The following is a 25,558-nucleotide window of genomic DNA, read 5'->3' as shown; positions in this document are numbered from 1 at the left end:
CGGCCCGGTCCGGGGGTCGCCTCCCCGGGCCGGGCCGTCGGTGGTCTGTCTCGCCGCGCGGGCCGCGTCAGATGAGGCCCTGCGCCACCATGGCCTCCTCCACGAGCTCGAAGCCCGCGATGTTGGCGCCCGCCACGTAGTCGCCGGGGCGGCCGTAGCGCTCGGCCGTCTCGTGGCAGAGCCGGTGGATGTGCTGCATGATCTCGGTCAGCCGGGCCTCGGTGTGCTCGAAGGTCCACGAGTCGCGCGAGGCGTTCTGCTGCATCTCCAGCGCGCTGGTGGCCACACCGCCCGCGTTGGCGGCCTTGCCCGGGCCGAACAGGACGCCGGCCTCGCGGAGGACCTTGGTGCCGTCCGGCGTGGTGGGCATGTTCGCGCCCTCGCCGACCGCCTGCACGCCGTTGCGGACCAGCCGCACGGCGTCGTCCTCGTCCAGCTCGTTCTGGGTGGCCGACGGCAGGGCCACCTCGCACGGCACCTCCCAGACCCGGCCGCCGGAGACGAAGTGCGCCCCGCTCCGCTCGGCGTACTCCGACAGGCGCCCGCGCTCGGCCAGCTTGACCTGCTTCAGCAGGTCCAGGTCGATGCCCTTCTCGTCCACCACGTAGCCGCCGGAGTCGGAGCAGGCGATCGGCGTGGCGCCGAGCTGCCGGGCCTTCTCCATCGCGTAGATGGCGACGTTGCCGGAGCCCGAGACCACCACGCGCTTGCCCTCCAGGTCCTCGCCGCGCGTCTTGAGCATCTCGGAGGTGAAGACGACCAGGCCGTAACCGGTGGCCTCGGCACGGGCCTGCGAGCCGCCCCACAGGACGCCCTTGCCGGTCAGGACGCCGGCCTCCCAGCGGTTGGTGATCCGGCGGTACTGGCCGAACATGTAGCCGATCTCCCGCGCGCCCACCCCGATGTCACCCGCCGGGATGTCCGTGTACTCGCCCAGGTGACGGTACAGCTCGGTCATGAAGGACTGGCAGAACCGCATGACCTCCGCGTCCGACTTCCCCTTGGGGTCGAAGTCGCTGCCGCCCTTGCCGCCGCCGATCGGCATGCCGGTCAGGGCGTTCTTGAAGGTCTGCTCGAACCCGAGGAATTTGATGATCCCCAGGTTGACGGACGGGTGGAAGCGCAGACCGCCCTTGTAGGGGCCGAGGGCGCTGTTGAACTCCACCCGGAACCCGCGGTTGACGTGCGTCCGCCCGGCGTCGTCGGTCCAGGGCACACGGAAGATGATCTGCCGCTCCGGCTCGCACAGCCGCTCGACGAGGGACTCGTCCAGCAGCTCGGGGCGCCGGGAGAAGACCGGCTCCAGCGACTCCAGGACCTCCCACACGGCCTGGTGGAACTCCCTCTCACCGGGGTTGCGGTGCAGTATCCGGTCGTAGAGCTTCTCGATCACGCGTTCTCCTTGGTGGTGCGGCTCCTTGGGTCCGCCGTCCCGCTGCCCCCCGCGAGACCCGTAAACGCGTGACGCCGAGCACCCCCCTGGGGTGCTCGGCGTCATCGTCGACGTTGCGGACTTCCAGGGTGACACGTCCCGGCCGCGTTTTCCCAACGGGAGGCCACCATGTGGAACGCCGTTCCGACCCTTCCGGCCACACTCGGACGCTGGGCGTCCGGGCGGTCACGGTACGCGACGGAAAGGGGCGGCGGGGACGCCTCCCGGCCGCGGGGGCCGGAACCCGGGCGCTCCGGGACCCCCGCCCCGCGAGGCCGTCGCCGGGGGGCCTCCGGGGGCGGAACGGGCCCGGACTGCCGTCGCCCGGCGGCGAGGCGGTCTTGGAAAGCCCCCCGGAAGACCCTAGGTTAGGTTCGCCTAACCAAGCAGTGGCCCGGTTGGGCCGCCGACCCCGACGCGTACCCGGACAACCGACCCCCGCCCGAGGTGGAAGCCCATGTCCGTCGTTCTGCCGCCGTCCGCCGCACCGCGCTCCGCCTACCCCGCCCGGGTGCTCCCCGAGCGGCTCCGCCGCCGGCTCCTGGCGCTGGCGGAGCGGGAGGAGCCCGTGTCCGCCTACCTGTACGACGGGGAGGTGGCCGCCGGGCGCGCACGCGCGCTGCGCGAGGCGTTACCGGAGTGGGCGGCCGTCCACTACGCGGTGAAGGCCAATTCCTTCCCCGGCGTGGTCAGGGCGCTGGCCCCGCACGTGGACGGCTTCGAGGTCGCGTCGAGGGCCGAGCTGGAGCTGGCGCTGGCGGCGCTCCGGGAGAGGGGCGGGACCGGTTCCCCCGTCCCCGTCGTCGCGGCCGGGCCCGCGAAGTCCGTGCCCGTCCTGACCGCCCTGGTGCGGGCCGGGGTCGAGGCGATCAACGCCGAGAGCGCGCTGGAGCTCCACCGCATCAGCCGGATCGCCGTCGCCGAGGGCACCACCGCCCGGGTGGCGCTGCGCGTCAACCCCGCCGGCATCCCCGTCACCGGTTCGCTGCGCATGGGCGGCGCCCCCTCGCAGTTCGGCATCCCCGAGCCCGACGTCCCCGCGGTGCTGCGGGAGGCGCTGCGGCTGCCGGGGCTGGACGTGACCGGCTTCCACATCCACGCCGCGTCCAACAACCTCGACGCCGAGTCCCAGGCCGCCTACCTGCGGTGGTGCGTGGAGTGGAGCGTGCGGACCGCCCGCGGGCACGGCGTCGACCTGCGCCACGTGGACATCGGCGGCGGTCTGGGCGTGGCGTTCGAGGAGCTCGCGGGCGAGGAGCCGTTCGACGTCGCCCGCTTCGGGGAACTGGCCGGGCGGGCGGAGCCGCCGCCCGGGGTGAGGGTGGTCCTGGAGCCGGGGCGCTTCCTGGTGGCCGACTGCGGCTGGTACGCGGCCGAGGTGACCGACGTCAAGCACAGCTACGGCACCGTCTTCGTGGTGCTGCGCGGCGGCATCAACCACTTCCAGCTCCCCACCTCCTGGGACCTGGTGCACAACATCGCCGTGCTGCCCGTCGAGCGGTGGCCGGACGGCCTGCCGCGGCCCGGGGCGGCCGGTGCGCGGGTGACGGTCGTCGGCGAGCTGTGCACGCCCGAGGACACCTTGGTGCGCGATGTCCGGGTGGACCGCGTACGTGCGGGCGATCTGGTCGTTTTCCCCTATGCGGGCTCCTACGGCTGGGAGTTCGCGATGCACAGCTTCCTCGGCCACCCCGTCGCGGAACGCCACCTGCTCTGACCGCCCCCGGTACGGCCGCGGCCGTACCGGCGCACTCCTGACGGAGCGTCACCACATGACCGTGTCCACCCCGCCCACCGTGTCCACCGCGTCCGCCGCGTCCACCGTGTCCGCCGCGTCCGCCGCGGCCGACGCCATCCTGCGCCGTCAGCGGGCGCGGGAGTCCTCGGCCCGCACCTACGCCCGCTCCTTCCCCGTCGTCCCGGCCCGCGCGTACGGCATGACGGTGGAGGGCTGCGACGGACGCCGCTACCTCGACTGCCTCTCCGGTGCGGGCACCCTCGCCCTGGGGCACAACCATCCCGTGGTGACCGAGGCCGTGCGGCGCACGCTGGAGAGCGGGGCGCCGCTGCACGCGCTGGACCTGGCGACGCCGCAGAAGGACGAGTTCACCGACGCGCTGTTCGCCACGCTGCCGCCCGCCTTCGCCGACCGGGCCCGGATCCACTTCTGCGGACCCGCCGGCACGGACGCGGTGGAGGCGGCGCTGAAGCTGATGCAGACCGCCACCGGGCGACAGGGCCTGCTGGCCTTCACCGGCGCCTACCACGGGATGACGGCGGGCGCGCTGGCCGTCTCCGGCGGGGTCGCCGTCAAACGGCCGGTGCCGGGCCTCGCGGCCGACGTGACGCGGCTGCCGTACCCGTACTCCTACCGCTGCCCGTTCGGGGTGGGCGGGGAGCGCGGGGCGGAGCTGTCGGCGGCCTACGCCGAGCGGCTGCTGGACGATCCGAAGGGGGGCGTGGTGCCGCCCGCCGCGATGATCCTGGAACCGGTGCAGGGCGAGGGCGGCGCGGTGCCCGCCCCGGACGGGTGGCTGCGCGCGATGCGCCGGATCACCGCCGAGCGGGGCATTCCGCTGATCGTGGACGAGGTGCAGACCGGGGTGGGGCGCACGGGCGCGTTCTGGGCGGTCGAGCACAGCGGGGTCGTGCCGGACGCGATGGTGATGTCGAAGGCGATCGGCGGCAGCCTGCCGCTGGCGGTGGTCGTCTACCGGGAGGACTACGACGTCTGGGCGCCCGGCGCGCACACCGGCACCTTCCGCGGCAACACCCTGGCGATGGCGGCCGGCGCGGCCACCCTGCGGTACGTGGCGCGCGAGGGCCTGGTGGGACGGGCGGCCGAGGTCGGCGCGCGGATGGCGGCCCGGCTGGACGCGCTCCGCGGCGCGCTGCCCGCGATCGGGGACGTGCGGGGGCGGGGCCTGATGATCGGTGTGGAGCTGGTCGATCCGGAGGGCCCGCCCGACTCCTGCGGCGCCCGTCCCCCCGCGCCCGGCACGGCGGACCGGGTGCGGGCGGCGTGCCTGGAGCGGGGGCTGATCGTGGAGCTGGGCGGGCGGTACGACGCGACGGTGCGGCTGCTGCCGCCGCTGGTGATCACCGACGAGGAGGCCGAGGCCGTGCTGGACCGGCTGGCCGACGCGATCGCCGCGGTGACCTGCGGGCGGGACGGCGGGGGCGGCGGGGTCCGTGCGGGCGCGGCCCGGCGGGACACCGGGCGGCCGGCGTGACGGGCCGGGGCCCCGGGACGGGCGGCGTCCGCGGAGCGGCCCGCGTCCCGGCGGCGCGCGGCACGGCCGGCGAGCCCCCCGGCACGCCCGGCGCGTCCACCGCTCCCCCCGTGCCCGGCGCGCCCGCCCTGTCCGGCGGCACGGCCGGCCCCACGGCCCTGGAGCCGCTGCTGCGCACCGTGCTGGCGGCCCTCGCCGAGGGCGCCGGGCGGCGCGGCGGGCCCGTCCCCGCCACCACGCCCGGCGAGCTGGCGGCGCACGTCGCCGGGGAGTTCGCGGCGGCCTCCGGCGAGGACGCGCTGCCCCGGCTGACGGCGCTGCTGGCGTACGGCAGCGCCGACCCGGCCGACCCGTCCTGCGCCGCGCACCTGCACTGCCCGCCGCTGGCCGTCGCCGCCGCCGCCGACCTGGCGGTCTCCGCGCTCAACCCCTCCCAGGACTCCTGGGACCAGGCCCCGGCCGCCACCGTCCTGGAGACGCTGCTGCTGGAGGAACTGGCCCGCCTGGTGGGCTACGGCGACGAGGCGGCCGGGGTGCTGACCTCCGGCGGCACCGAGTCCAACCTGCTGGGGCTGATGCTGGCCCGCGACCGGGTGCTGGGCCGCGCGTCGGGGCGGCGGACGGAGCTGGAGGGCGTGCCCCGGGGCGGGCCGCGGCCTCGCGTGTTCGCCTCCGCCGCCGCGCACTTCTCCGTCCAGCGGGCCGCCGCCCTGCTGGGCCTGGGCGAGGACGCGGTGGTGCCCGTCGCCGTCGACCACGGGCTGCGCATGGACCCGGACGCCCTGGCCGGCGCCCTCAAGCGGTGCGCGGACGACGGCGAGCTGCCGGTCGCCGTCGTCGCCACCGCCGGGACGACCGACACCGGTGCGGTCGACCCGCTGCGCGCCTGCGCGGAGGCCGCCGCCGAAGCGGGCGCCTGGCTGCACGTGGACGCGGCCTACGGCGGCGGCGCGCTGCTGTCGGACCGGCTCGCCCCGCTGCTGGACGGCATCGCGCTGGCCGACTCCGTCTCCCTGGACTGGCACAAGCTGGGCTGGCAGCCCGCCGCGGCGGGCGTGTTCCTGGTGCGGCGCGCGGAGACGTACGCCTCCCTGGCGCGGCGCGCGGCCTACCTCAACCCGCGCGACGACGAGGAGGCCGGCTACCCCAGCCTGCTGGGTCTGTCACCGCGCACCACCCGGCGCGCGGACGCGTTTCCCATGGCTGTCACGCTCCGCGCGCTGGGCCGCGAGGGCCTGGGCCGCCTGGTGGACGCCTGCCACGGCCTGGCGCTGGCCGGGGCGGCGGCCGTCCGCGCCCATCCGCGGCTGGAGCTCCACTGCGACCCCGTCCTGTCGGTCCTCCTCTTCCGCTACCTGCCGACGGACGGCACGGGTGGCGCGGACGGCGCGGACGGCCCCGGGCGGACGGACCGGGTCAACGCCGCGCTGCGGCGCAGGCTGCTCCGCGAGGGGCGCGCGGTCGTCGGGCGCACCGAACTGCCGGGCGAGGGGCCGGGCCGGGTCCGCCTCAAGCTCACCCTGCTCAATCCGTACGCGACCCCGGACGACGTGGCGCGGCTGCTGGACGCGGTCGCCGCGGCGGGCCGGGCGGAGGAGGTGGCCGTGTGAACCCCGAGCCGTGGACCGGGGGCCCGCCGTGGACCGCCGGCGACCCGCTGGACCATCCCGACCCCCTGCGCGCCGCCGACGCCGCCGCCACGGAGCGGCTGCTGCGCGCGTACGTCCGCGAGACCGGCACCGACGTCCCGGACGCCGGGCGGTCGCTGCACGTCGTCCTGCCCACCAGCGGACTGACGCTGCGGGTCCCGGTGCGGTACCGGTCGGCGACGGGGTGGCACCGCTTCGGGGAGGCGCGCGTCGTGGTCTCCGAGCGGGGCGGGAGCCTCCCGGCCGACGTGGCGCTGGTGGCGGCGGCGCTGGTGCGGGAGGCCGTCCTGGGCCGGGGCCGCCCGCCCCAGCCGGGCGCGGACGCGGTGGGACGGGTACTGGACTCCGCCCGCCGCACCGCCGGCCACCTGGCCCGGCGCCGGGCGGAGCCCCCCGGCACGGCGGGTCCGACGCCGTTCCTGGACGCCGAGCAGGCGCTGCTGCTGGGCCACCCCTTCCACCCCGCGCCCAAGAGCCGCGAGGGCGCGTCCGACGCCGAACTGGCCGCGTACTCGCCGGAGTCGCGCGGCTCGTTCCCGCTGTACTGGTTCGCCGCGCACCCGGACGCGGTCGTCGGCGGGAGCGCCGACGGCCGCCCCCCGGCCGGCCTGCTGCGCTCGCTCGCCGCGGGCGTGGACGTGCCCGGCGGGATGGTCCCGGTGCCCGCCCATCCCTGGCAGGCCCGCGAGGCGGCCGGACGCCCGGAGACCGCCGCCCTGCTGGACGCGGGGCTGCTGCGCCCGCTGGGGCAGGCCGGTCCCGCCTGGCACCCGACGTCCTCGGTGCGGACCGTCCACCGCCCGGACGCGGCGGTGATGCTCAAGCTGTCGCTGGGGATGCGGATCACCAACTCCCGCCGCAACAACCTCCGCGGCGAGCTGCGGCTGGGCGTGCGGGCCGCCCGGCTGCTGGCGGCCTCCGCGCCCGGGCGGCCCGGCCCGGGCGCCTGGCTGCGCGCCGAGCACCCGGAGTTCGGGATCCTGCGGGACTTCGCCTGGGTGTCGGTGGGCGCCGGGGACGCGGAGACGGGCCTGGAGACGGCGATCCGCGACAACCCCTTCCGGGGCTCCTCCCACGGCGGCACCGGCGACGCCCTGTGCGTGGCGGGGCTGACGGCCGAGCGCACCGGGCCGGGCGACGGCTCCCCTCCGCCGCACCGGGCCCTGCTGTGCGAGGCCGTGGAGCGCGCCGCCCGCGCCCACGGGCTCTCCCCGGCCGAGGCGTCCGCGCGCTGGCTGGCCCGCTACCTGGACGTGCTGGCCGTCCCGCTGATCCGGCTCCGGGCCCGGTACGGCATCGGCCTGGAGCCGCACCACCAGAACACCCTGGTGGCCCTCGGCCGGGACGGGCTGCCCGTCGCCGGCCGGTACCGCGACAGCCAGGGCTACTACGCGGCCGCCTCCCGCGCCGCCGAACTTGACCGGCTGCTGCCGGGGGTGGCCGAGGGGGTGGAGCTGGTCTTCGACGACGCGTTCGTCGACGAGCGCGTCGCCTACTACCTGGGCATCGGCAACCTCCTCGGCCTGGTGGGCGCCTTCGGCGCGTACGGCCTGGCCGACGAGGGGACGCTGCTGCGGGTGGTGCGCGGCGCGCTGGAGCGGCTGCGCGCCGCCGAGCCCGGTGCCAAGGGCCTCCTCGGGCTGCTGCTGGACGCGCCGGTCCTGCGCTGCAAGGGCAACTTCCTGACCTGCGTGGACGGGCTCGACGAGCTGGTCGGCGACGTCCGCACCCAGTCCGTCTACATCGATCTTCCCAACCCCCTCGCGGAGGTACGGCCGTGACCGATCACCCCACCCCGGCGCACGACACGGGCGGCGGCGCGCGGGAAACCGTCCACGACGGCGCGCACGCCGGCATGCACGACAGCGCACACGGCGGCGCGCACGGCGGCGTGTACGACCTGCTCGGCGTCGGCATCGGCCCGTTCAACCTCTCCCTCGCCGCCCTCTGCGACGGCGTGCCGGGACTGCGCGCCCTGTTCCTGGACCGCCGCCCCTCCTTCTCCTGGCACCCGGGCCTGCTGCTGGAGGGCACGGTCCTCCAGGTGCCGTTCCTGGCCGACCTGGTGACCATGGCCGACCCCACCAGCCGCTGGTCGTTCCTGAACTACCTGCGCGAGCACGAGCGGCTGTTCCCCTTCTTCTTCTCCGAGCGGTTCCACGTCCCGCGCCGCGAGTACGACCACTACTGCCGCTGGGTCGCCGAACGCCTGCCGTCGTGCCGCTTCGGCGCCGAGGTGACCGCCGTGGAGTGGGACGCGGCGGACGGGGCGTTCGCCGTCACCCACCGCTCGGCGGACGGACGCGAGGCGCGCGTCCTGGCCCGCCGGGTCGTCCTGGGGGTGGGCACCGGCCCGGCCGTCCCCGAGGCGCTGCGCCCGCTGCTCTCGCCCGCGCACGCCGGACGCGTCCTGCACAGCGCCGACTACCGCGCCCACCGCGCCGCCCTGGCCGCGCGGGACGACGTCACGGTGGTCGGCGCCGGCCAGTCCGGCGCCGAGGTGGTGCTCGACCTGCTGCGGCACCAGGACGGCGAGGGGCGCGGCGGCCCCTACGTGCGCTGGCTGGCGCGCACTCCGGCGTTCGCGCCCATGGAGTACTCCAAGATCGGCCTGGAGCACTTCACCCCCGACTACGTCCACTACTTCCGCGGTCTGCCCGAGGCCACCCGGGAGCGGCTGGTGCGCGAGCAGTGGCAGCTCTACAAGGGCGTCAGCGCGGAGACGCTCGCCGACATCCACGACGAGCTGTACGAGCGGACCATCGGCGGCCGGCGGCCCCGCGCCGGCCTCCACCCCGGCGTGGAGGTCACCGCCGCCCGCCCCGACGGCGACGGGTACGTCCTGGCCTGCCGCCACGCCGAGCAGGGCACGGAGTTCGAGGTCCGCACCTCGGCGGTCGTCGCCGCCACCGGCTACGCGGCCGTCCGCCCGGCCTTCCTCGACCCCCTGGAGAAGCTGGTCGACTGGGACGACAGGGGCCGCTACCGCGTCGACGGCTCCTACCGCGTCGCCCTCGACCCGGCCGTCACCGGCACCCTGTACGTCCAGAACGCCGAGCTCCACACCCACGGCGTGGGCGCTCCCGACCTCACCCTGGGCGCGTGGCGGGCCGCGACGATCCTCAACTCCGCCGCCGGACGGACGGTGCTGAGGGTGCCGCGGCAGGCGGCCTGGACGACCTTCGGGGCGCCCGGCCCGCACGCCGGGGAGGCCGTCCGATGACCTCCTTCCCCCGCGAGGCCTGGGCGGAGGCCGGACGCAGGCTCCTGGCCAAGGCCGTCGAGGAGTTCGCCTACGAGGAACTGCTCGTCCCCGTGCCCGGCCCCGGACCCGGCGACTGGCGGCTGGAGCTGGGCGACGGCGTCCACTGGACGTTCCGCGCCGCCCGCGGCGCGTTCGGCTCCTGGCGTCTCGTCCCCGGCACCCTCCGCCGCCACCCGGAGCCCGGCGGCGGCGAGGAGGCGGGGCCCGAGCGGCTGCTGCTCGACGCCCGCCCGGTGCTCGGCTGGGACGGGCCCACCACCGCCGAGGTGCTGCGCGAGCTGACCGCCACCCGCCGCGCCCAGGCCGAGACCATCGCCCGCGACCTGCCCGCCGCCGACCTCGCCGACCTGGACCACCTGGACCTGGAGGCCCACCAGGACGGCCACCCCTGCATGCTGCTCAACAAGGGACGCCTGGGCTTCTCCGCCTCCGACGCCGCCGCCTACGCCCCCGAGGCCGCCGGCGAGGTGCGGCTGCGCTGGGCGGCGGCGCACACCTCCCTGGCCTCGTACGCGGGCGTGCCCGGCCTGGACTCCGGGACCCTCCTCGCCGAGGAGCTGGACGCCGCCACCCGCGAGCGCTTCGCCGCCGTCCTGGCCGACGCCTGCTCCCGGGGGCCGTACGGGACGGGCGAGTTCGTCTGGCTGCCGGTCCACCCCTTCCACTGGGACGAGGCCGTCGGGCCCCTCTTCGCGCCCTACCTCGCCGACGGCCGGATCGTCCCGCTCGGCGAGGGGCCGGACCGCTACCGGCCCCTCCAGTCGGTCCGCACCCTCGCCAACCTCGACCGTCCGGAGCGCCGCAACGTCAAGGTCCCCCTCCTGATCCGCAACACGCTGGTGTGGCGCGGGCTGGCCGGCGCGCCGACGCAGGCCGCGCCCGACGTCAGCGCCTGGCTCCGGGCGATACGCGACGCCGACCCGTACCTGAGGGACGGGGTGCGCTTCCACCCGCTCGGCGAGGTGGCGTCCGTGGCCGTCCACCACCCGCTGTACGAGTCGGTGGCCGACGCCCCGTACCGCTACCACGAGCTGCTGGGCGCGGTGTGGCGCGAGCCGGTGGCCGGGGTGCTGCGGGACGGCGAGAGGGCCCGCACCATGGCCGCCCTGCTGAAGACCGGCTCGGACGGGAGGGCGCTGGCGGCCGAGCTGGTGGAACGCTCCGGCCTGGCCCCGCGCGACTGGCTGGCCCGCTTCCTGGCGGCCCTGCTGCCCGGCCTGCTGCACTACCTGTACCGCCACGGCGTCGCCTACTGCCCGCACGGCGAGAACACCGTCGTCCTCTTCGGCGCCGACGAGACCCCGGTCGGCGTCGCCCTCAAGGACTTCGCCGAGGACGTCAACCTGCTTCCCGGCGACCGCCCCGAGTACGCGGGGCTCCCGGAGCGGGCCGGGGCCGTCCTGCTCCGCTGGCCGGCGCGCGAGCTGGCGCACTCGCTGCTGAGCGCCGTCTTCGCAGGTCACTTCCGCTTCTTCGCGCCCCTCGTCGAGGAGCACCTGGGCGTCCCCGAGGGGGACTTCTGGCGCCTGGTCCGCGCCGAGGTCGACCGCTACCACGCCCGCTTCCCCGAACTCACGGACCAGTTCGAGGAGTTCGGCCTGCTCGCGCCCGTCTTCGACCGGGTGGCCCTCAACCGCGAACAGCTCCTGGGCGGCGCCTTCCACGACCGCGCCGACCGCGACGAGGGCTTCGACGTCGTCCACGGCACCGTCGCCAACCCCCTGGCGACCGCACTCCCCGCCGGCGGAACCGGCGGAACCGGCGAGAGAGAGGAGCCCAAGTGACCGACGGCTACGAACAATTACGCGCCGAGGCCGAGGCGGGCCGCGTCGAGGAGGTGATCGTCGCCGTCCCCGACCTCCAGGGCCGGCTGATGGGCAGCCGCCTGTCCGTCCCCCACTTCCTGGACGAGGCGGCCCGGCAGGGCTTCGGCGCCTGCCTCTACCTGCTGTCCACGGACGTCGAGATGGACACCGGGCCCGGCTACGCCGTCGACGCCTGGAACAGCGGCTTCGGCGACTTCGTCCTGCGCCCCGACCCGGCCACCCTCCGCACCCGCCTGCCCTGGGACGACGGCACCGCCCTCGTCCTCGCCGACGCCGTCTGGCCCGGCGGCGCTCCGGTGGAGGTCGCGCCCCGCCGCGTACTGCGCGTCCAGCTCGACCGCCTGGCCGAACGCGGCCTGGCCGCACACGCCGGGACCGAGCTGGAGTTCCTCGCCTTCACCGCCTCCTACCGCGAGGCGTGGGAGCGCCGCTACTCCGGCCTGCGGCCCGCCACCCGCTACAACACCGACTACTCCCTCCAGGGCCTGGAGGGGATCGAGCCCGTCGTCCGCCGCATCCGCCGCGAGATGGTCCGCGCCGGACTGGTCCTGGAGACCGCCCGCGCGGAGTGCCACCCGGGCCAGTACGAGATCGTCTTCCGCTACACGGAGGCGATGACCACCTGCGACAACCACGTCTTCTTCAAGAACGGCGCCAAGCAGATCGCCGCCGCCGAGGGCGTCGCCCTCACCTTCATGCCGAAGTTCGACGGCGGCGAGGGCAACTCCTGCCACGTCCACCTCTCGCTGCGCGGCACGGACGGCACGCCCGTCCTCGCCGACGGCGGCGCGGGCGACGGGATGTCGGAGCTGATGCGCCACTTCGTCGCCGGGCAGCTCGCCTGCCTGCCCGACCTCGTCCTGCTGATGGCGCCCAACGTCAACTCCTACAAGCGCCTCCAGCCCGGCGCGTTCGCCCCCACCGGCATCGCCTGGGGGCCCGACAACCGCACCTGCCCCGTGCGGGTGGTCGGCTCGGGGCCGTCGCTGCGCATCGAGCACCGGGTGCCGGGCGGCGACGCCAACCCGTACCTGGCCGTCGCCGCCATGGTGGCCGCGGGCCTGTACGGCATCGACAACCGCCTCCCCCTCCCCGCCCCCCACACCGGCAACGCCCTCGCCGACACCGCCGTCCCCCGCCTGCCCGCCACCCTCGGCGAGGCCCTGCACCGCTGGGAGACCAGCGAGATCGCGCCCAAGCTCTTCGGCGAGGAGGTCGTCGCCCACTACGCGCGGGCCGCCCGCGCGGAGCTGTCCGCCTTCGAACGCGCGGTCACGGACTGGGAGCGGATGCGGGGCTTCGAGCGGCTGTGAGCGGGCGCGCTCGCCCCGGCCCGCCGGGCCGGCGCCCCCGCCCGGGCTCCGGGTCCGTCCGTCCGGTCCCGGCCGGACGGACCCGGTCCCGGCCTCTCCGTGCGGACCGGAAGAAGGAGCACGGAACGTATGGCAGGCGCGACAGAGGGTCGCTACAGTCGACCACGCGTCCGCGCCCTCGCGGCCGCCGGCCGGTGGGGAGCGGTCCGGCGGACCGCCCGCCGGGAACGGACGGCGCCGAGCACGTCGCCGGAGCACGGGGGGCCCTCTGTGGAGATCGAACTCGCCGAAGCCGTCGCCGCCTTGCGCGACAGCCTGCTGGAGGCCGCCTCCCGCGGCACGGGCAGGGACGTCGCCTTCGAGGTCGGCCCGATCGAGATGGAGTTCCAGGTCGAACTCCGGCAGGAGGTCCGGGGGAAGTCGGGCTTCCGCGCGTGGGTCCTCACGGCCGACGCCGAGGGCGGTCTGACCCGGGGACGCGGCCACCGTGTGGCCCTCACCCTCACCCCTCGCCGGGCGGACGGCGGTCCCGTCCTGGTATCGGCGCCCGAGGACGCCCCCGTCCCCGACTCGCCCTCCGGGAGCGAGCGGCACTTCCGCAGGCGCTGACCCCGACACGGGCTTTCCCTCCGGCCGGGCGGGGCCGGGGGCCGTGGGGTGGCGTACCGCTGACCGGCGAAGGGGACGGGGATGGACAGCAGCCGTGTGGTGCGCGTGGAGACTCCCGGGACGTGGGGGTCCGGGTACGAGATCCTGCAGGGGCTCGTACTGACCGCCGCTCACGCCGTGGGCGAGGTGGGCTCACCGGTCCGCGTGAGCAGGCTGAAACAGGACCTGGCGCATCCGGGGGAGGTCGTGTGGCGCGGCATGCCGTACGCCTCCGGCGCTCGTGGACCCGGGCGGCACGGCGGCCGGTACGTCGACGCCGCCCTGGTCCACGTGCCCGGCCGGGAGCACGCCGTGCCGGACCCGTCCCGCTGGGGGCGCATCGTCGGGGAGCGTGTCCGCGTGGAGTGCCTCATGTGGGGCTTCTCCCGCTCGGAGCACCGAGCGGGCGAGGGGACGCAGGTCTTCGGCACCATCAGCCCCGGCAACGGCCTCGTCGGCGGCACATACGTGATCGACTGCACCACCACCCCTCCACGCCCGGCCGGGGGATCGCCGTGGGGAGGCATGTCCGGGGCGGCCGTGTTCTGCGGGGATCTCCTGACGGGCGTCGTGACCGCCGAGCTGCCCGGCCACCTGCCCGCCCGGCTGGAGGCGGAACCGGCCGCCGTCCTGCTCCGGGCGGAAGGGTTCCGGGAAGCCCTCGACCGGTACGGGGCGCCGGGCACCCATGTGCTCGAACCCGCCGAGTACGCCGGCTTCGCCGACCACGAGCACAGGATCGGCCGGCACCAGATCCCCGTCTCGGTCATGGAGTTGCTCCATCCGGGCCGCGGCGTCGTGCCCTTCACCGGCCGCGGCGAGCAGCTCGCCGGCCTGTACGAGTGGTCGCGGCGGCCAGGACCGGGAGCGGCCCTGGTCCACGCTCCCGGCGGCCGGGGGAAGACCCGCCTGGCCCTGGAGTTCTCCCGTCGTCTGGTCGCGGAGGAGGAGCAGGAGGAGGACTGGGCGGTCCTGTGGCTGCAACCGGGGGAACCCGACGCCGTCCGCCGGCTGCCGCCGCCCGCGATGCCGCTGCTCATGGTGATCGACGGCGCCGACAGCCGCGCCGAGGAGACCGCGGCCGCGCTGGAGTTCGCCGTGCGGAACCGGAGCACCCGGATCAAGGTCCTGCTCCTGGCCAGGTCGGACGGCTGGTGGGCCGACCTCCGGGATCGCGAGCCCTCACTGTCGGTCGCGACGCTCATGAGCGGAGCGCTGACGATCGCCCTGCCGGATCTGGACACGAGCCCCGGGGCGCAGCGGCGCTCGTACCGTGAAGCCGTCCGCGCGTTCTCCTCGGCCCTGGACGGCATGTCCGGCGGGGAGCGCCGCCCCGGGGAAGCCCCTGCCGGCGGACTGCCCCCGTTCGCCCCCGGCGGCCACCTCGGTTCTCCCCTCACCCTGCACATGACCGCCCTGGTGGGTCTCCTCGACGCCCCCGTCTCCGACAGCGCCTCCCGTCCCACGACCGCGGCCGTGGAGGAACGGCTGCTCTCCCATGAGCGGTCGCACTGGACGCGAGTCGCCTCCGCACACGGGCTGCGCCCCGCGCTGTCGCCCGACGCCCTGTTCGACGCGGTGGCGGCGGTGACCGTACTGCGCCCGCGGGACCACGACCAGGCCGACGCGTTCGTCCGGCGCGTGCCGCTCCTGGCGGACCAGCGCGAGGACCGGATCCACTCGGTGCTCTCCTGGCTCCGGTCCGTCCTTCCTCCCGCCGACGGCCGCCCCGTCGGCGTCCTCCAGCCCGATCGGCTGGCCGAGCGCTTCGTCGGCGGCCGGCTGGCGAAGAGCCCGAGACTCGCCGACGGCCTCCTGTCCGGGGCCACCCCCGACCAGGCCGCCCTGTTCCTCACCCTCACCACCCGGGCGACCGTCCGAGGCGTCCTCGGGAGAGAGCTGACCGACTGGTGCCTCCGCCACCGCGACGTCCTGGCCCTTCCGGCGATCGACGTGGCCACCAGGGTGGAGGACCCCGGTCCGCTGCTGAACGCGCTCGAGGCGATCGTCGACGACCCCCGCACGTCCCTGCCGGACCTGGAGCGCCTGGCAGCGCACCTCCCCAGAAGCACGCAGAACCTCGCCCCCTGGGCCCTCCGCCTCCACCGGCGGATCGTCGAGGTCCACCGCGAGCAGGCGGGCGACGCCCCGGAACGGCGGGCGCGGCTCGCCGTCGCCCTGCGGGAGCTGTCCAAGCGCCTGGCAAGCATGGGAGAGCGCGAAGAAGCCCTCCGGGTGACCCAGGAGGCCATCGACCTGTGGCAGGAGCTGCCCGCGCACCTCCCGGACCGGAGGGCCGAACTGGGCGGCTGCCACAACAACGCGGCCCTCCACCACAGTGCCCTCGGCCGGCGGACGGAGGCGCTCCGAGCCGCCCTGACGGCCGTCGAGCTGCTCCGCGAGGAGGCCCGGTCCGGTGACCCGGTGGCACTCGGCCACTTCTCCCGCGGGTTGTCCTCGCTGGCCCTGGCCCAGGGCGAACTCGGCGACGACGCGGCCGCCCTGCGGACCACCGAGGAGTGCGTGGAACTCCGGCGCGATCTGTACGCGCTGTGCGGGGGCGACGAGGAGTCCACCTCCCTCCTGGCCGAAGGTCTGCAGAACCTGGCGGGCTGCCTGACGGAGTGCGGCCTGCGGAAGGAGGCGCTGAAGACGGCGGAGGAGGCCGTCGCCCTCCACGAGGGCCTGGCCGACGCGAATCCCGACGCGTTCCGGCCCGGCCTGGCCGGGGCGCTCGCCGCTCTCTCGACCGCCGCCGGTCTCATGGGTCTGACGAGCAGGGCGCTGGAGGCGGCCCGGAAGGCCGTAGCCATCCGCCGCCGGCTGGACGGCGCCCGTCCGGAGGTGTACCGCGCCGACCTCGCCCATGCCCTCAACGGCCTCTACATCGACCTGGCGGGCATGGGACTGCACGACGAGGCGCTGGTCGCCATCGAGGAGTCGGTGGAGCTGTTCCGCGAACTGGCCACCAGACATCCCCAAGCCCACAACCCCGACCTGGCCCTGACCCTGAACTCCCTGGCCAACAGCCTGCTCGAACACGAGGAGCGGAGCCGGGCCCTGGAGACCGCCGAGGAAGCCGTCCGGGCGTACCGGAAGCTGGACACGGCACACCCGGGAGCGTTCCGCGACAAGCTCGCGATGGCCCTCGTCACCCTCTCCCTCTGCCTGGAGCACGCGGAACGGCCGGACGAGGCCCGCACCGCCCTGGAGGAGGCCGAACCGATCTACCGGTCGCTGGCCGACACCTCTCCGAAAGCCCACCTTCCGGGTCTCGCGGGCTGCCTCAACAACCTCACCGGCCTGCTGCGGCAGGCCGGTGAACTCGACTCGGCCCTGCGCACCGCCGAGGAGGCCATCGCCATCAACCGCAGGCTGGCGCGGGGCAGGGCCGGGGCCTTCACGGACGCCCTCGCCAAGAACTGGATGGTCAAGTACAACTGCCTGATCGAGCTGAGCCGGTACGAGGAGGCGGCATCGGCGGGGGCGGAGGCGGCGCGCAGACTGCGGGCCCTGGTCAGGTCCGCGCCCGGCCGGTACGAGAGCGACCTGGCCATGATCCTCTCCTCCACCGGTGTGCTCCTGCAGTTCCTGGGGCAGCGCGAGCGGGCCCTCCGCCGGGCGAGGGAGGCCGTGGCCGTCGGCCGCCGGCTCGCGGACGGCGATCCCGGCCGCCACCAGGCCGGACTCGCGGAGTACCTGGGGAAGTACGGCGATCAGCTGTGGATGCTGGACCGGCGCGAGAAGGCCCGCGAGGTCGCCGAGGAGGTGCTCGTCCTCCGCCGCGACCTACGGAAGCGCCGGGACACCGACGAGGCCCGGTTCGCGGCGGCGCACGCGGCGCTGATGCTCGGGAACCGCCTGGTGCTGTGCGGTCGCCGCGCCGACGCGCTGCCGCCGACCCGGGAGGCCGAAGCCGGGTTCCTGGCGCTTCACGCGGCCGGCCGGAACCCGGGGGGGAAGGTCCTGTCCTGGATGTCCGAGGCGCAGTCCCAGCTGGCCGCCCTGCTCTTCCACGCGGGAGACGGTGCGGCGGCCCTCAAGGCGGCCTCGGACGCGGTGAGCACCGGCCGGGCGGCGGCCGGTCCGGGTACGGCTCCCGACCCCACCACGGCGACGGCGCTCGTCACGTACGGCGGGCTCGCCGCCGAGCTGGGCGAGGAGGGCGCCCTGGGGATCCTGGAGGAAGCCGCCGACCTCTGCCGTGGACTCCCCGGCCAGGCCGGCCTCATGGGCGAAGTCCTTCTCGCCGGGGCGCTGAAGAGCTTCGGGCAGCATCTGGCGGCGGTGCCGGAGCGGCACCCGGAGGCGCTCCGCGCCGCCGGGGAGGCCGTCACCATCCACCGCCGTCTGGCCGACGCCCTCCCCGTCTTCCGCTCGTACCTGGCCCTGGCGCTGGCGAGTCACGGTCTCCGTCTCGCCGAGGCCGGACGGGCGCGGGAGGCGGCCGACACCACCGAGGAGGCCGTGTCGCTCGCCCGGCTGCTCGCGCGCGGGAACCGGCGTGCCCACCGGGACGCACTGGCCCACACGCTCGCGGCGTTCGCCCGTGTCCGGCTCCTGGCCGGGGACCGCTCGGACCGGGCCCGGAAGGCGTCGGCCGAGGCGGTCGACCTGCTGAGGCGGATCGCGCGGGACGAACCGGCGGCCACCGAGCCGTACCTGCGCGAGGCGCGGGACACCCACGACCGGCTGTGGGAATAGCCGGACCGGCATGGCACGGCTCCCCGCACCGGCCCGGCGTGTCAGCCCTCCCGGGCGGCGGGGGCGGCGGTCCTCCGGATGCGGCGCAGGGCGAGCAGGCCGCCGACGCCGGGGACGAGGGCGCGGCGGCGTGCGCCCGGTTCGGCGGGGGTGGTGGCCTGCCAGGTGGCCGCGACGGTGGCGAGGTAGGCCGTGCCGTGCAGCGGTCCGCCGAGCGAGGTGACCGCCTCCGCGTGGACGGTGAGCAGGTTGGCCAGCAGGACGGCCAGGGACGCGGCCTCGGTGCCGGCGGCGATCCGCAGGGTGGACGGGCCCATCCCGGTCACGCTCCCGTGGTGGAGCCGGGGCGGACGATCATCAGGACGGTGACGACCGCCCACAGGATGTTGAAGACGCCGGTGAGCATGGCCAGCCGGGCCGCCGCCGACCGCGTCTCCTCCGGGCCGGACGGGCCGCCGTCCGGGTCGAGCATCCGCCGCTGGCCGGGCACGATCGCCAGGACCAGGACGGCCGCGGCGAGCGCGGTCAGGACGAGCGAGACGAGCAGCCAGGCGTCGGTGAGGACGCCGAGCCGCGCGCCCGTGGCGATCCCGAAGACCGGTACGGCGACCCCGACGACGGCGTAGCCGCGGCAGATCCGGTGCAGGGCCGCGGCGACCGCGGCGTCCCGCTCCCCCGGTCCCCCGTCTCCGGACGCCGCCTGCCGCGCGTGGCGGGGGAACAGCGAGGCGGCCACGGCGATCGGCCCGACCACCAGGATCGCCGCGAGGACGTGCACGGACAGCAGCAGTTTGGTCACCGCGGACCTCTTCTCCGTACCGATGACGAATACGTTGGCTGCCAATAGATAGCACGCCTATGGATTGCTTGTGTAGGCTGCCTACTCATGAAGGCAGACGCGGTACGGGGCCACCTGGACGGGCTGCTGCTGGCCGTCCTCGAACCGGGTCCGCTGCACGGCTACGCGATCATCACGGCCGTCCAGCGGCGCAGCGGCGGCGCGCTCGAACTGCGCACGGGCACGGTCTACCCGGCGCTCAACCGGCTGGAGCGGATCGGCCTGCTGCGCAGCACCTGGGACTCCGTCGGCGAGCGGCGGCGGCGCTGCTACGAGCTCACCGACGCGGGACGCCGCGCGCTGGCCGAGGAGCGGACGGCCTGGCGCGAGTTCACGGCGGTGATCGGCTCCGTCCTGAACCCCGCCGGCCCGCGGCCGGGGCACGCCGTATGACCGCGGCCGGACGGCGGACCGACCCCGTCGAGACGGACGCGGGGGCGGACGCCGGGACGTACGCCGACGAGTACGCAGCGGCCCTGGCGGCAGCCCTCCACGGCCCGGCCCGGGCCAGGGCGCGGCTGGTGGCGGAGGTCCGCGACGGCCTCGCGGACACGGTGGCGGCGTACGCCGGCCGGGGCCTGCCCCACGACCTCGCCGTCCGGCAGGCCGTGCGCGAGTTCGGCACCGCGGAGGAGCTGGCGCCGTCCTGCCAGCGGGAGCTGACCGTCGCCCAGGTCCGGCACACCGCCCGGGCCGTCGTCCTCACCGCCCCGCTCCTGGCCGTCTGCTGGTACCTCATCCTGGCCACGGACCACGGCGGCCGGCTGCCCCTCGCGGCGAAGCTCCTGGCGTTCCCCCTGGCCGGCGCCGCGGTCGCCGCCGCGCTGCTCGCCGCGGCGGCGCTGGCCGCCACCGGCGCCCTGGCCCGCCGGCTGCCCGTCCCGCACCGGCTGCCCCGGGCGACCGCGTGGACCGGCACCGCGACGGGCGCGGCCATGGGACTGTCCGCGCTCACGCTCGCCGTGTTCTCGCCACTGGCCGCGGACTGGCCGCCGGTCGCGCTCGCCGGAGTCCTCGCGGCCGTCCTCCACACCGTGGTGGCGGCCTCGGCCCGCGCCTGCCGCGAGTGCGTCCGCGCATAGCCGCCCGTACGGGTCCGCCGGGCGGCGTGTGACGCCTCAGCCGACCGCGCCGTCCGTACCGTCCGCGCCGACGCACGGGCCGGGCCGGCCCGTGCGGGCGAGCGCGAGCGCCGCGCACACCGCGGCGCCCGCCAGGAGCAGTCCCGTCGCCGGGTTCACGAACCAGGGGACGAGATCGACGGTGTGACCGTCCGCCCAGGTGCACACCGAACCGACCGGGAACAGGCTGTCCTCGTTCTCCACGAGCGGGGGGATCCCGCTCCCGTCGGGGAACCCGAACCGCTCCTCGTTGCAGGTGTGGTACGCGTTCTCCAGCCGGAGCATGAAGAGGACTCCGACGGTGTGGCAGGCCACCGCCCCGGCGAGGAGCGAGGCGGACCGGCCCGCCCAGGCGCCCCGGCGGCTCCCCCGCCTCCGCAGCCCGCGGGCCGCGGCGAGCAGCACGGCGGCGGCCGTGGGGCCGGCCAGGAGGAGCAGCCAGTGCAGCGGGCCCTGCCCGGTGTCGGTGGCCAGGTGCACGCGGTCCACGCCCCTCCCCGTCCGGCGCCGCTCCGGCGGACACCGGGCTCCGCACAGACCGTATGCCACGGCCGTCCTCGCCGGGGAGCAATCCGGAACGCGGAACCGGGGGCGAACCGGGCGCGGCCCGGAGGACGGATCCGAAGGACAGATCCGGAATGCAAATCCGTTCGTAACTTTTCGGCTCACCGGCAGATATGCACGGTGACGGCGCCGGACGCGAGGGAGCCGCTCAGGCCCGGGGGATCGGACGGCCCCGGGCCGGGGCGCGCGGCCGGGGCCGCACGAGGCCGGGAAGCACCGCCCCCGGCCTCCCCGGGCCGTTCCGGGGCGGGGCGTGCCCGCCCCGGAACGGCCCGAGGCCCGGCGGGCGCGGCCATGGGCGCCGCGCCCGCCGGGCCGGTGAGTCCTCACCCCGTGGCGGAGCGCTCCGCGGTGGGGAGTCGCCGGGACGTGCCGGTCCGGCGATCCGTCAGGCGCGTACCTTGCTGCGGTCCAGGGCGGCGATGCCGACCGCGGCCAGGGCGACCTGGATCAGCACCTGGATCCAGTCGATGCCGTTGGTGCTGGCCACACCGAGCCCCGCGGCGATGAAGGTGCCGAGCAGGGCCGCGAGGATACCGACCGCGATCGTCCACAGGGCGCCGACGCGCTGCCGTCCCGGCAGGACCAGGCGTCCCAGCGCTCCGATCACGATGCCGACGACGATCGCCGTGATGATGCCGGTTATCTCCATGACTTCACCTTTTCGTGTCGGTTCTTGGGTTTCCTCCTTCCCGTTTCGAACGGATGCACGCGGCGAACCCGGACAAGGGCCCCCATCCACCCCGCGGGGCAGGCGAGTTGGGGTGCCGGTCCGGATCCGGCGCTCCCCCTGCTCAGGGGGCACGGCCCACGACGAGCCGCCGCCCGCCCCCTCGAAGGGGGCGGGCGGCGGCGTGTGTGCGGGACGGGGAGGGGCGAGCCGGGCCGGGCGCCGGGTCAGACGCCGATGTTCCGGCCGTCCTTGCGCCAGACGGCGACGACCGACGGGCGGACGACCTTGCCCGGGCCGTCGGGCCAGGTGGAGGCCGGGTTGTCGTAGGTGGCGCCGTCCTTCTCGCCCGGGTGCTGGACGGCGACGAGCACCCGGCGGTCGCCGATGACCGGGCCGCAGGTCTCGGCCCCGGCGGGCACCGTCAGGAACTGCCGCACCTCGCCGCGGCGTTCGCCCGTCGTCGCCACGCCGAAGAGGCCGTCGTGGGAGCCCAGGGCGTTGCCGTCCGTGGAGATCCACAGGTTGCCGTAGGAGTCGAAGGCGAGGTTGTCCGGGCAGGAGATGGGGCTGACCTGGTCCTTGGGGAAGCCGCCGAAGTAGGTCGACGGGTCCTGCGGGTCGCCGCAGACCAGGAACAGCCGCCAGGCGAACCCGTCGGAGGCGGGGTCGTCCCAGTGCTCGGCCAGCTCCAGCACCTGGCCGTGCTTGTTGTTGCTGCGCGGGTTGGCCTCGTCCGCGCCCGGCTTGCCGGCCGTGCCGCGCTGGGAGTTGTTGGTCAGCGCGACGTAGACGCGGCCGGTGCGCGGGCTGGGCTCGACGTCCTCGGGGCGGTCCATCTTGGTGGCGCCCACCTTGTCGGCGGCGATCCTGGTGTGGACGTACACCTCGTCGGCCGTCATGCCGGGGACGTGCGAGACGTCGCCGGTGGCCAGCGGGATCCACACGCCGGTGCCGTCGAACTCGCCGTCGTTCGGGAGCTTCCCGCTGCCGTCGACCTGGTCCGCCGGGCTGTCGCCGGTGAGCTTGGCGACGTAGAGGGTGCCCTCGTCGAGCAGCGTGAGGTTGTGCTCGCGGGCGGCGCGGCTGGAGCCCTTCATCATCCGCTTGCTGGAGACGAACTTGTAGAAGTAGTCGAAGCGCTCGTCGTCGCCCATGTAGACCACCGGGCGGCCGTCGGCGGTCAGGCGCGGCTGGGCGGCCTCGTGCTTGAAGCGGCCGAGCGCGGTGCGCTTGCGCGGGACGGAGTCCGGGTCGTACGGGTCGACCTCGACGACCCAGCCGAAGCGGTTGGCCTCGTTGGGCTCCTTGGTGAGGTCGAAGCGGTCGTCGAACCGCTCCCACTTGCGCTCCGAGGCGCCGCCGGTCATGCCGTAGCGGGCCAGCTTCGCCCTGGTGTCGGCGTCCGCGACGGACGCGGCGCCCGCGAAGTACTGGTTGAAGTTCTCCTCGCCCGACAGGGCGGTGCCCCAGGGGGTGGTGCCGCCCGCGCAGTTGTTGAGGGTGCCCAGCACCTTCGTGCCGGTGGGGTCGGCGGAGGTCTTCAGCAGGTCGCTGCCCGCGGCCGGGCCGGTGAGGCGGAACTCGGTGGTCGCGGTGAAGCGGCGGTTGAGGTGGTGGCGGGGGACGGCCGTGAGCTTCCCCGTGCGGCGGTCCTCCTCGACCACGACGACGGACAGGCCGTGCGCGGCCCAGGCGATCTCGACCTGCTCGCGGGTGGGGTTGTCCGGGTCGTAGCCCGGGAACATCAGGTTCTCGTCGGTGTACTCGTGGTTGGCGAAGAGCACCTGGCGGTCGCGCTCGCCCGGCAGCGGCAGCAGGGTGAGGAAGTCGTTGTTGTAGCCGAACTGGCCGGCCTGCGCCTTGGCGGTCTGCCTGGCCGGGTCGAAGGCGGGGGCGCCGCGCAGGATGGGGTCGCCCCAGCGGATGACGATGTTCTGCGCGTAGCCCTCGGGGACGGTCACGGCGTCGGTGGTGTTGGGGGCGACGGGCGTGAAGCGCAGGCCGCGGGCGGCCTGGCGGTACCTGCTCTTCTCCCAGCCCTTCTTCACCGGTGCGGCGGGCGCCGCCGAGGCGCCGGGCGCCTGGCCGATTCCGGTCGCTCCGGCGGCCGCGGCGGCGCCGACCACGGCGCCGGCGCGCAGCACCGACCGACGGGAGAGGGCGCGGGCGATCACGTCGCCGACGTACTCGTTGCCGCTGGTGTTGGGCACCTCGTGGAAGCAGGCGTCGCCGCAGCGGTAGCGGCAGGTCAGGGCGGATCTCCCGCCGGGGTGCGAACCGATCAGCGGCAGCAGCTTGCGCATGGTCCCCTCCGTTGTCCGTGTCCGTGCAGGTCAGGACGGTATGAGCGTCAGTGCGACAAGGGGCGACCGCATAGTGAACGCGCGGTGAACCACGACCGTGGGATTGGTTGCGTACTTCAACCACCCCTACTGTCCGGATCCGGCCGCACACCCTCCGCCCCGGCCGGGAGAACACGGAGCGGGACGGGGGCCCCGGAACGTTAGGATTTCCCCATGGCGGCCACTGGAACAGAGCAGCAGGGGACGAAGGCGTTCTACGTCACGACCCCCATCTACTACGTCAACGACGCTCCGCACCTGGGCCACGCCTATACGACCGTCGCAGGCGACGTGCTCACCCGCTGGCACCGCCAGCGCGGCGAGAAGGTGTGGTACCTCACCGGCACGGACGAGCACGGTCAGAAGATCATGCGCACCGCCGACGCCAACGGGGTCTCCCCGCAGGAGTGGTGCGACAAGCTCGTGGAGGAGGCCTGGAAGCCCCTCTGGGAGCACCTGGACATCGCCAACGACGACTTCATCCGCACCACGCAGGAGCGGCACACCGCCCGCGTCCAGGAGTTCGTGCAGGACCTGTACGACAAGGGCGAGATCTACAAGGGCGAGTACGAGGGCCCGTACTGCGTGGGCTGCGAGGAGTACAAGTCCCCCGGTGACCTGCTGGACGGCGAGGGGGACTTCGCGGGCGAGAAGCTCTGCCCGATCCACAAGAAGCCCGTGGAGATGCTGAAGGAGGAGAACTACTTCTTCAAGCTCTCCGAGTACGGGCCGAAGCTCCTGGAGCACTACGAGAAGCACCCGGAGTTCATCCAGCCCGAGTCGGCGCGGAACGAGGTCGTGAACATCGTCCGCCAGGGCCTGGAGGACCTGTCGATCTCCCGCTCCACCTTCGACTGGGGCGTGAAGATCCCCTGGGACGACAAGCACGTCATCTACGTGTGGATCGACGCCCTGCTGAACTACGCCACCGCCGTCGGCTACGGCGCCGACCAGAAGAAGTTCGAGGAGACCTTCCCCGCGGACGTCCACCTGGTGGGCAAGGACATCCTCCGCTTCCACGCGGTGATCTGGCCCGCGATGCTGATGGCGCAGGGCCTGCCGCTGCCGGGCAAGGTGGCCGCCAACGGCTGGCTGCTGGTCGGCGGCGAGAAGATGAGCAAGTCCAACCTGACCGGCATCAAGCCGCAGGACCTCACCTCGCACTTCGGCGTCGACGCCTACCGCTGGTACTTCCTGCGCGCCATCGCCTTCGGCCAGGACGGCTCGTTCTCCTGGGAGGACTTCTCCGTCCGCTACACCAGCGAGCTGGCCAACGACTACGGCAACCTCGCCTCGCGCGTGGCGGCCATGGTCGGCAAGTACTTCGGCGGCACCCTGCCGGAGTCCACGGCGGACGGCGAGGCCGAGCAGGCCGTCAAGGACGGCCTGGCCAAGGCCGTCGCCGAGGCCGACCGGCGCATCGGCGACGAGCTGGACTTCTCCGGGGGCATCCTGGCGATCTTCGACTTCATCAAGCAGGTCAACGGCTACCTCACCGAGCAGGAGCCGTGGAAGGTCGCCAAGGACTCCTCCGACGAGGCCCGGGCCCGGCTGGCGACGATCCTCTACACCGCCGCCGAGTCGCTGCGCGCCTGCGCGGTGCTGCTCAACCCGGTGATGCCGCGCACCTCCCAGCTCCTGTGGGACTCCCTCGGCGCGGAGGCCTCGCTGGGCGCCCTCGCCGGCCAGCGCGTCCAGGACGCCGGCCGCTGGGGGCAGCTCCCGGCCGGCTCCACGGTGACGAAGGGCGCGGTCCTCTTCCCGCGCCTGGAGGAGCCGAAGGGCGAGTAACCGCCCCGGGCGATCCGCTTCGCGGCCCCGGCCGTCCCGCCGAAGGGACGGCCGGGGCCGCGGCGCGCCGCGGCCCCCTCCGGCCCCGCTCGGTCCACCGGGAGCACGGTGGTGTGCCGCGCCGTTCGCCGCCCCGGACGCCGACGGCGGGCGGTTCCC

General features: G+C 75.2%; 18 protein-coding genes. 12 read left to right on the top strand and 6 right to left on the bottom strand.

Translation table 11 applies throughout. The features are described from left to right. Positions 1–67: 67 nt before the first annotated feature. Positions 68–1,393, bottom strand: a complete 1,326-nt coding sequence (gdhA, locus tag ABD358_RS02010) for an NADP-specific glutamate dehydrogenase (protein WP_344629011.1) — start codon at positions 1,391–1,393, stop codon at positions 68–70. Between the two features lie 496 nt (positions 1,394–1,889). On the opposite strand from gdhA, the gene ABD358_RS02005 reads away from it, so the two are divergent. The 9 genes from ABD358_RS02005 (at position 1,890) to ABD358_RS01965 (ending at position 18,070) form a co-directional block, all read left to right on the top strand. Continuing rightward, a complete protein-coding gene (locus ABD358_RS02005; RefSeq protein WP_344629010.1) occupies positions 1,890–3,149 on the top strand; it encodes a type III PLP-dependent enzyme domain-containing protein in 1,260 nt (419 codons plus the stop codon). 55 nt (positions 3,150–3,204) lie between these two features. Beyond that, positions 3,205–4,665, top strand: coding sequence for a diaminobutyrate--2-oxoglutarate transaminase (locus ABD358_RS02000; protein ID WP_344629009.1), 1,461 nt, complete (start codon positions 3,205–3,207; stop codon positions 4,663–4,665). A 110-nt stretch (positions 4,666–4,775) separates the two neighbouring features. Further along, positions 4,776–6,275, top strand: coding sequence for a pyridoxal phosphate-dependent decarboxylase family protein (locus tag ABD358_RS01995; RefSeq protein ID WP_344629008.1), 1,500 nt, complete (start codon positions 4,776–4,778; stop codon positions 6,273–6,275). Continuing rightward, positions 6,272–8,095: an IucA/IucC family protein gene (locus tag ABD358_RS01990; RefSeq protein WP_344629007.1), complete on the top strand. Its 1,824-nt coding sequence runs from the start codon at positions 6,272–6,274 to the stop codon at positions 8,093–8,095. Before ABD358_RS01995 ends, ABD358_RS01990 begins: the two co-directional genes overlap by 4 nt. A 74-nt stretch (positions 8,096–8,169) precedes the next feature. Beyond that, on the top strand, positions 8,170–9,537 hold the full coding sequence (locus ABD358_RS01985) for a lysine N(6)-hydroxylase/L-ornithine N(5)-oxygenase family protein (RefSeq protein WP_425576222.1): 1,368 nt from the start codon (positions 8,170–8,172) through the stop codon (positions 9,535–9,537). After that, complete coding sequence (locus tag ABD358_RS01980) at positions 9,534–11,363, top strand: IucA/IucC family protein (protein WP_344629005.1); 1,830 nt, start codon at positions 9,534–9,536, stop codon at positions 11,361–11,363. The genes ABD358_RS01985 and ABD358_RS01980 overlap by 4 nt, the downstream gene beginning before the upstream one ends. Next, the gene (locus ABD358_RS01975; RefSeq protein WP_344629004.1) at positions 11,360–12,718 is read left to right on the top strand and encodes a glutamine synthetase family protein; all 1,359 of its coding nucleotides are present in this window, start codon (positions 11,360–11,362) and stop codon (positions 12,716–12,718) included. The genes ABD358_RS01980 and ABD358_RS01975 overlap by 4 nt, the downstream gene beginning before the upstream one ends. Before the next feature lie 270 nt (positions 12,719–12,988). Beyond that, the gene (locus ABD358_RS01970) at positions 12,989–13,327 is read left to right on the top strand and encodes a trypco2 family protein (protein ID WP_344629003.1); all 339 of its coding nucleotides are present in this window, start codon (positions 12,989–12,991) and stop codon (positions 13,325–13,327) included. Positions 13,328–13,408: 81 nt separating this feature from the next. Further along, positions 13,409–18,070: a tetratricopeptide repeat protein gene (locus ABD358_RS01965; protein WP_344629002.1), complete on the top strand. Its 4,662-nt coding sequence runs from the start codon at positions 13,409–13,411 to the stop codon at positions 18,068–18,070. Between the two features lie 41 nt (positions 18,071–18,111). Here the strand turns inward: ABD358_RS01965 and ABD358_RS01960 are convergent, their stop codons facing one another. Together ABD358_RS01960 and ABD358_RS01955 are read right to left on the bottom strand one after the other, a co-directional pair. Continuing rightward, positions 18,112–18,387 (bottom strand): hypothetical protein, encoded by a 276-nt coding sequence (locus ABD358_RS01960; protein WP_344629001.1) that lies wholly within the window; start codon positions 18,385–18,387, stop codon positions 18,112–18,114. 5 nt (positions 18,388–18,392) lie between these two features. Next, positions 18,393–18,869 (bottom strand): hypothetical protein, encoded by a 477-nt coding sequence (locus ABD358_RS01955; protein ID WP_344629061.1) that lies wholly within the window; start codon positions 18,867–18,869, stop codon positions 18,393–18,395. Positions 18,870–18,956: 87 nt separating this feature from the next. On the opposite strand from ABD358_RS01955, the gene ABD358_RS01950 reads away from it, so the two are divergent. Both ABD358_RS01950 and ABD358_RS01945 read left to right on the top strand, forming a co-directional pair. Then, positions 18,957–19,301: a PadR family transcriptional regulator gene (locus tag ABD358_RS01950; protein ID WP_344629000.1), complete on the top strand. Its 345-nt coding sequence runs from the start codon at positions 18,957–18,959 to the stop codon at positions 19,299–19,301. After that, a complete protein-coding gene (locus ABD358_RS01945; protein WP_344628999.1) occupies positions 19,298–19,990 on the top strand; it encodes a permease prefix domain 1-containing protein in 693 nt (230 codons plus the stop codon). The genes ABD358_RS01950 and ABD358_RS01945 overlap by 4 nt, the downstream gene beginning before the upstream one ends. Before the next feature lie 36 nt (positions 19,991–20,026). On the opposite strand, the gene ABD358_RS01940 is transcribed toward ABD358_RS01945, so the two are convergent. The 3 genes from ABD358_RS01940 to ABD358_RS01930 form a co-directional block, all read right to left on the bottom strand. Then, entirely contained in the window at positions 20,027–20,518 is a 492-nt protein-coding gene (locus tag ABD358_RS01940) for a hypothetical protein (protein WP_344628998.1), read from the bottom strand. A gap of 463 nt (positions 20,519–20,981) precedes the next feature. Further along, positions 20,982–21,245, bottom strand: a complete 264-nt coding sequence (locus ABD358_RS01935) for a GlsB/YeaQ/YmgE family stress response membrane protein (protein WP_344628997.1) — start codon at positions 21,243–21,245, stop codon at positions 20,982–20,984. Between the two features lie 245 nt (positions 21,246–21,490). Next, positions 21,491–23,569: a PhoX family protein gene (locus ABD358_RS01930; protein WP_344628996.1), complete on the bottom strand. Its 2,079-nt coding sequence runs from the start codon at positions 23,567–23,569 to the stop codon at positions 21,491–21,493. Between the two features lie 213 nt (positions 23,570–23,782). Between ABD358_RS01930 and metG the strand changes: the two genes are divergently transcribed. Next, on the top strand, positions 23,783–25,399 hold the full coding sequence (metG, locus tag ABD358_RS01925) for a methionine--tRNA ligase (protein ID WP_344628995.1): 1,617 nt from the start codon (positions 23,783–23,785) through the stop codon (positions 25,397–25,399). Positions 25,400–25,558 lie beyond the last annotated feature (159 nt).

The organism is Streptomyces glaucosporus (assembly GCF_039533345.1).
Lineage (GTDB): Bacteria > Actinomycetota > Actinomycetes > Streptomycetales > Streptomycetaceae > Streptomyces > Streptomyces glaucosporus.
Note: the sequence above shows the minus strand (reverse complement) of the source record. Positions and strands in the feature narration are given on the sequence as shown.

Excerpts from the sequence above, each read along its gene's own strand:
- ABD358_RS01985 (WP_425576222.1), top strand. The coding sequence starts at position 8,170 with ATGCACGACAGCGCACACGGCGGCGCGCACGGCGGCGTGTACGACCTG.
- ABD358_RS01945 (WP_344628999.1), top strand. The coding sequence starts at position 19,298 with ATGACCGCGGCCGGACGGCGGACCGACCCCGTCGAGACGGACGCGGGG.
- ABD358_RS01930 (WP_344628996.1), bottom strand. The coding sequence starts at position 23,569 with ATGCGCAAGCTGCTGCCGCTGATCGGTTCGCACCCCGGCGGGAGATCC.
- ABD358_RS02005 (WP_344629010.1), top strand. The coding sequence starts at position 1,890 with ATGTCCGTCGTTCTGCCGCCGTCCGCCGCACCGCGCTCCGCCTACCCC.
- ABD358_RS01965 (WP_344629002.1), top strand. The coding sequence starts at position 13,409 with ATGGACAGCAGCCGTGTGGTGCGCGTGGAGACTCCCGGGACGTGGGGG.
- metG (WP_344628995.1), top strand. The coding sequence starts at position 23,783 with ATGGCGGCCACTGGAACAGAGCAGCAGGGGACGAAGGCGTTCTACGTC.
- ABD358_RS01980 (WP_344629005.1), top strand. The coding sequence starts at position 9,534 with ATGACCTCCTTCCCCCGCGAGGCCTGGGCGGAGGCCGGACGCAGGCTC.
- ABD358_RS01960 (WP_344629001.1), bottom strand. The coding sequence starts at position 18,387 with ATGGGCCCGTCCACCCTGCGGATCGCCGCCGGCACCGAGGCCGCGTCC.
- ABD358_RS01935 (WP_344628997.1), bottom strand. The coding sequence starts at position 21,245 with ATGGAGATAACCGGCATCATCACGGCGATCGTCGTCGGCATCGTGATC.
- ABD358_RS02000 (WP_344629009.1), top strand. The coding sequence starts at position 3,205 with ATGACCGTGTCCACCCCGCCCACCGTGTCCACCGCGTCCGCCGCGTCC.
- ABD358_RS01950 (WP_344629000.1), top strand. The coding sequence starts at position 18,957 with ATGAAGGCAGACGCGGTACGGGGCCACCTGGACGGGCTGCTGCTGGCC.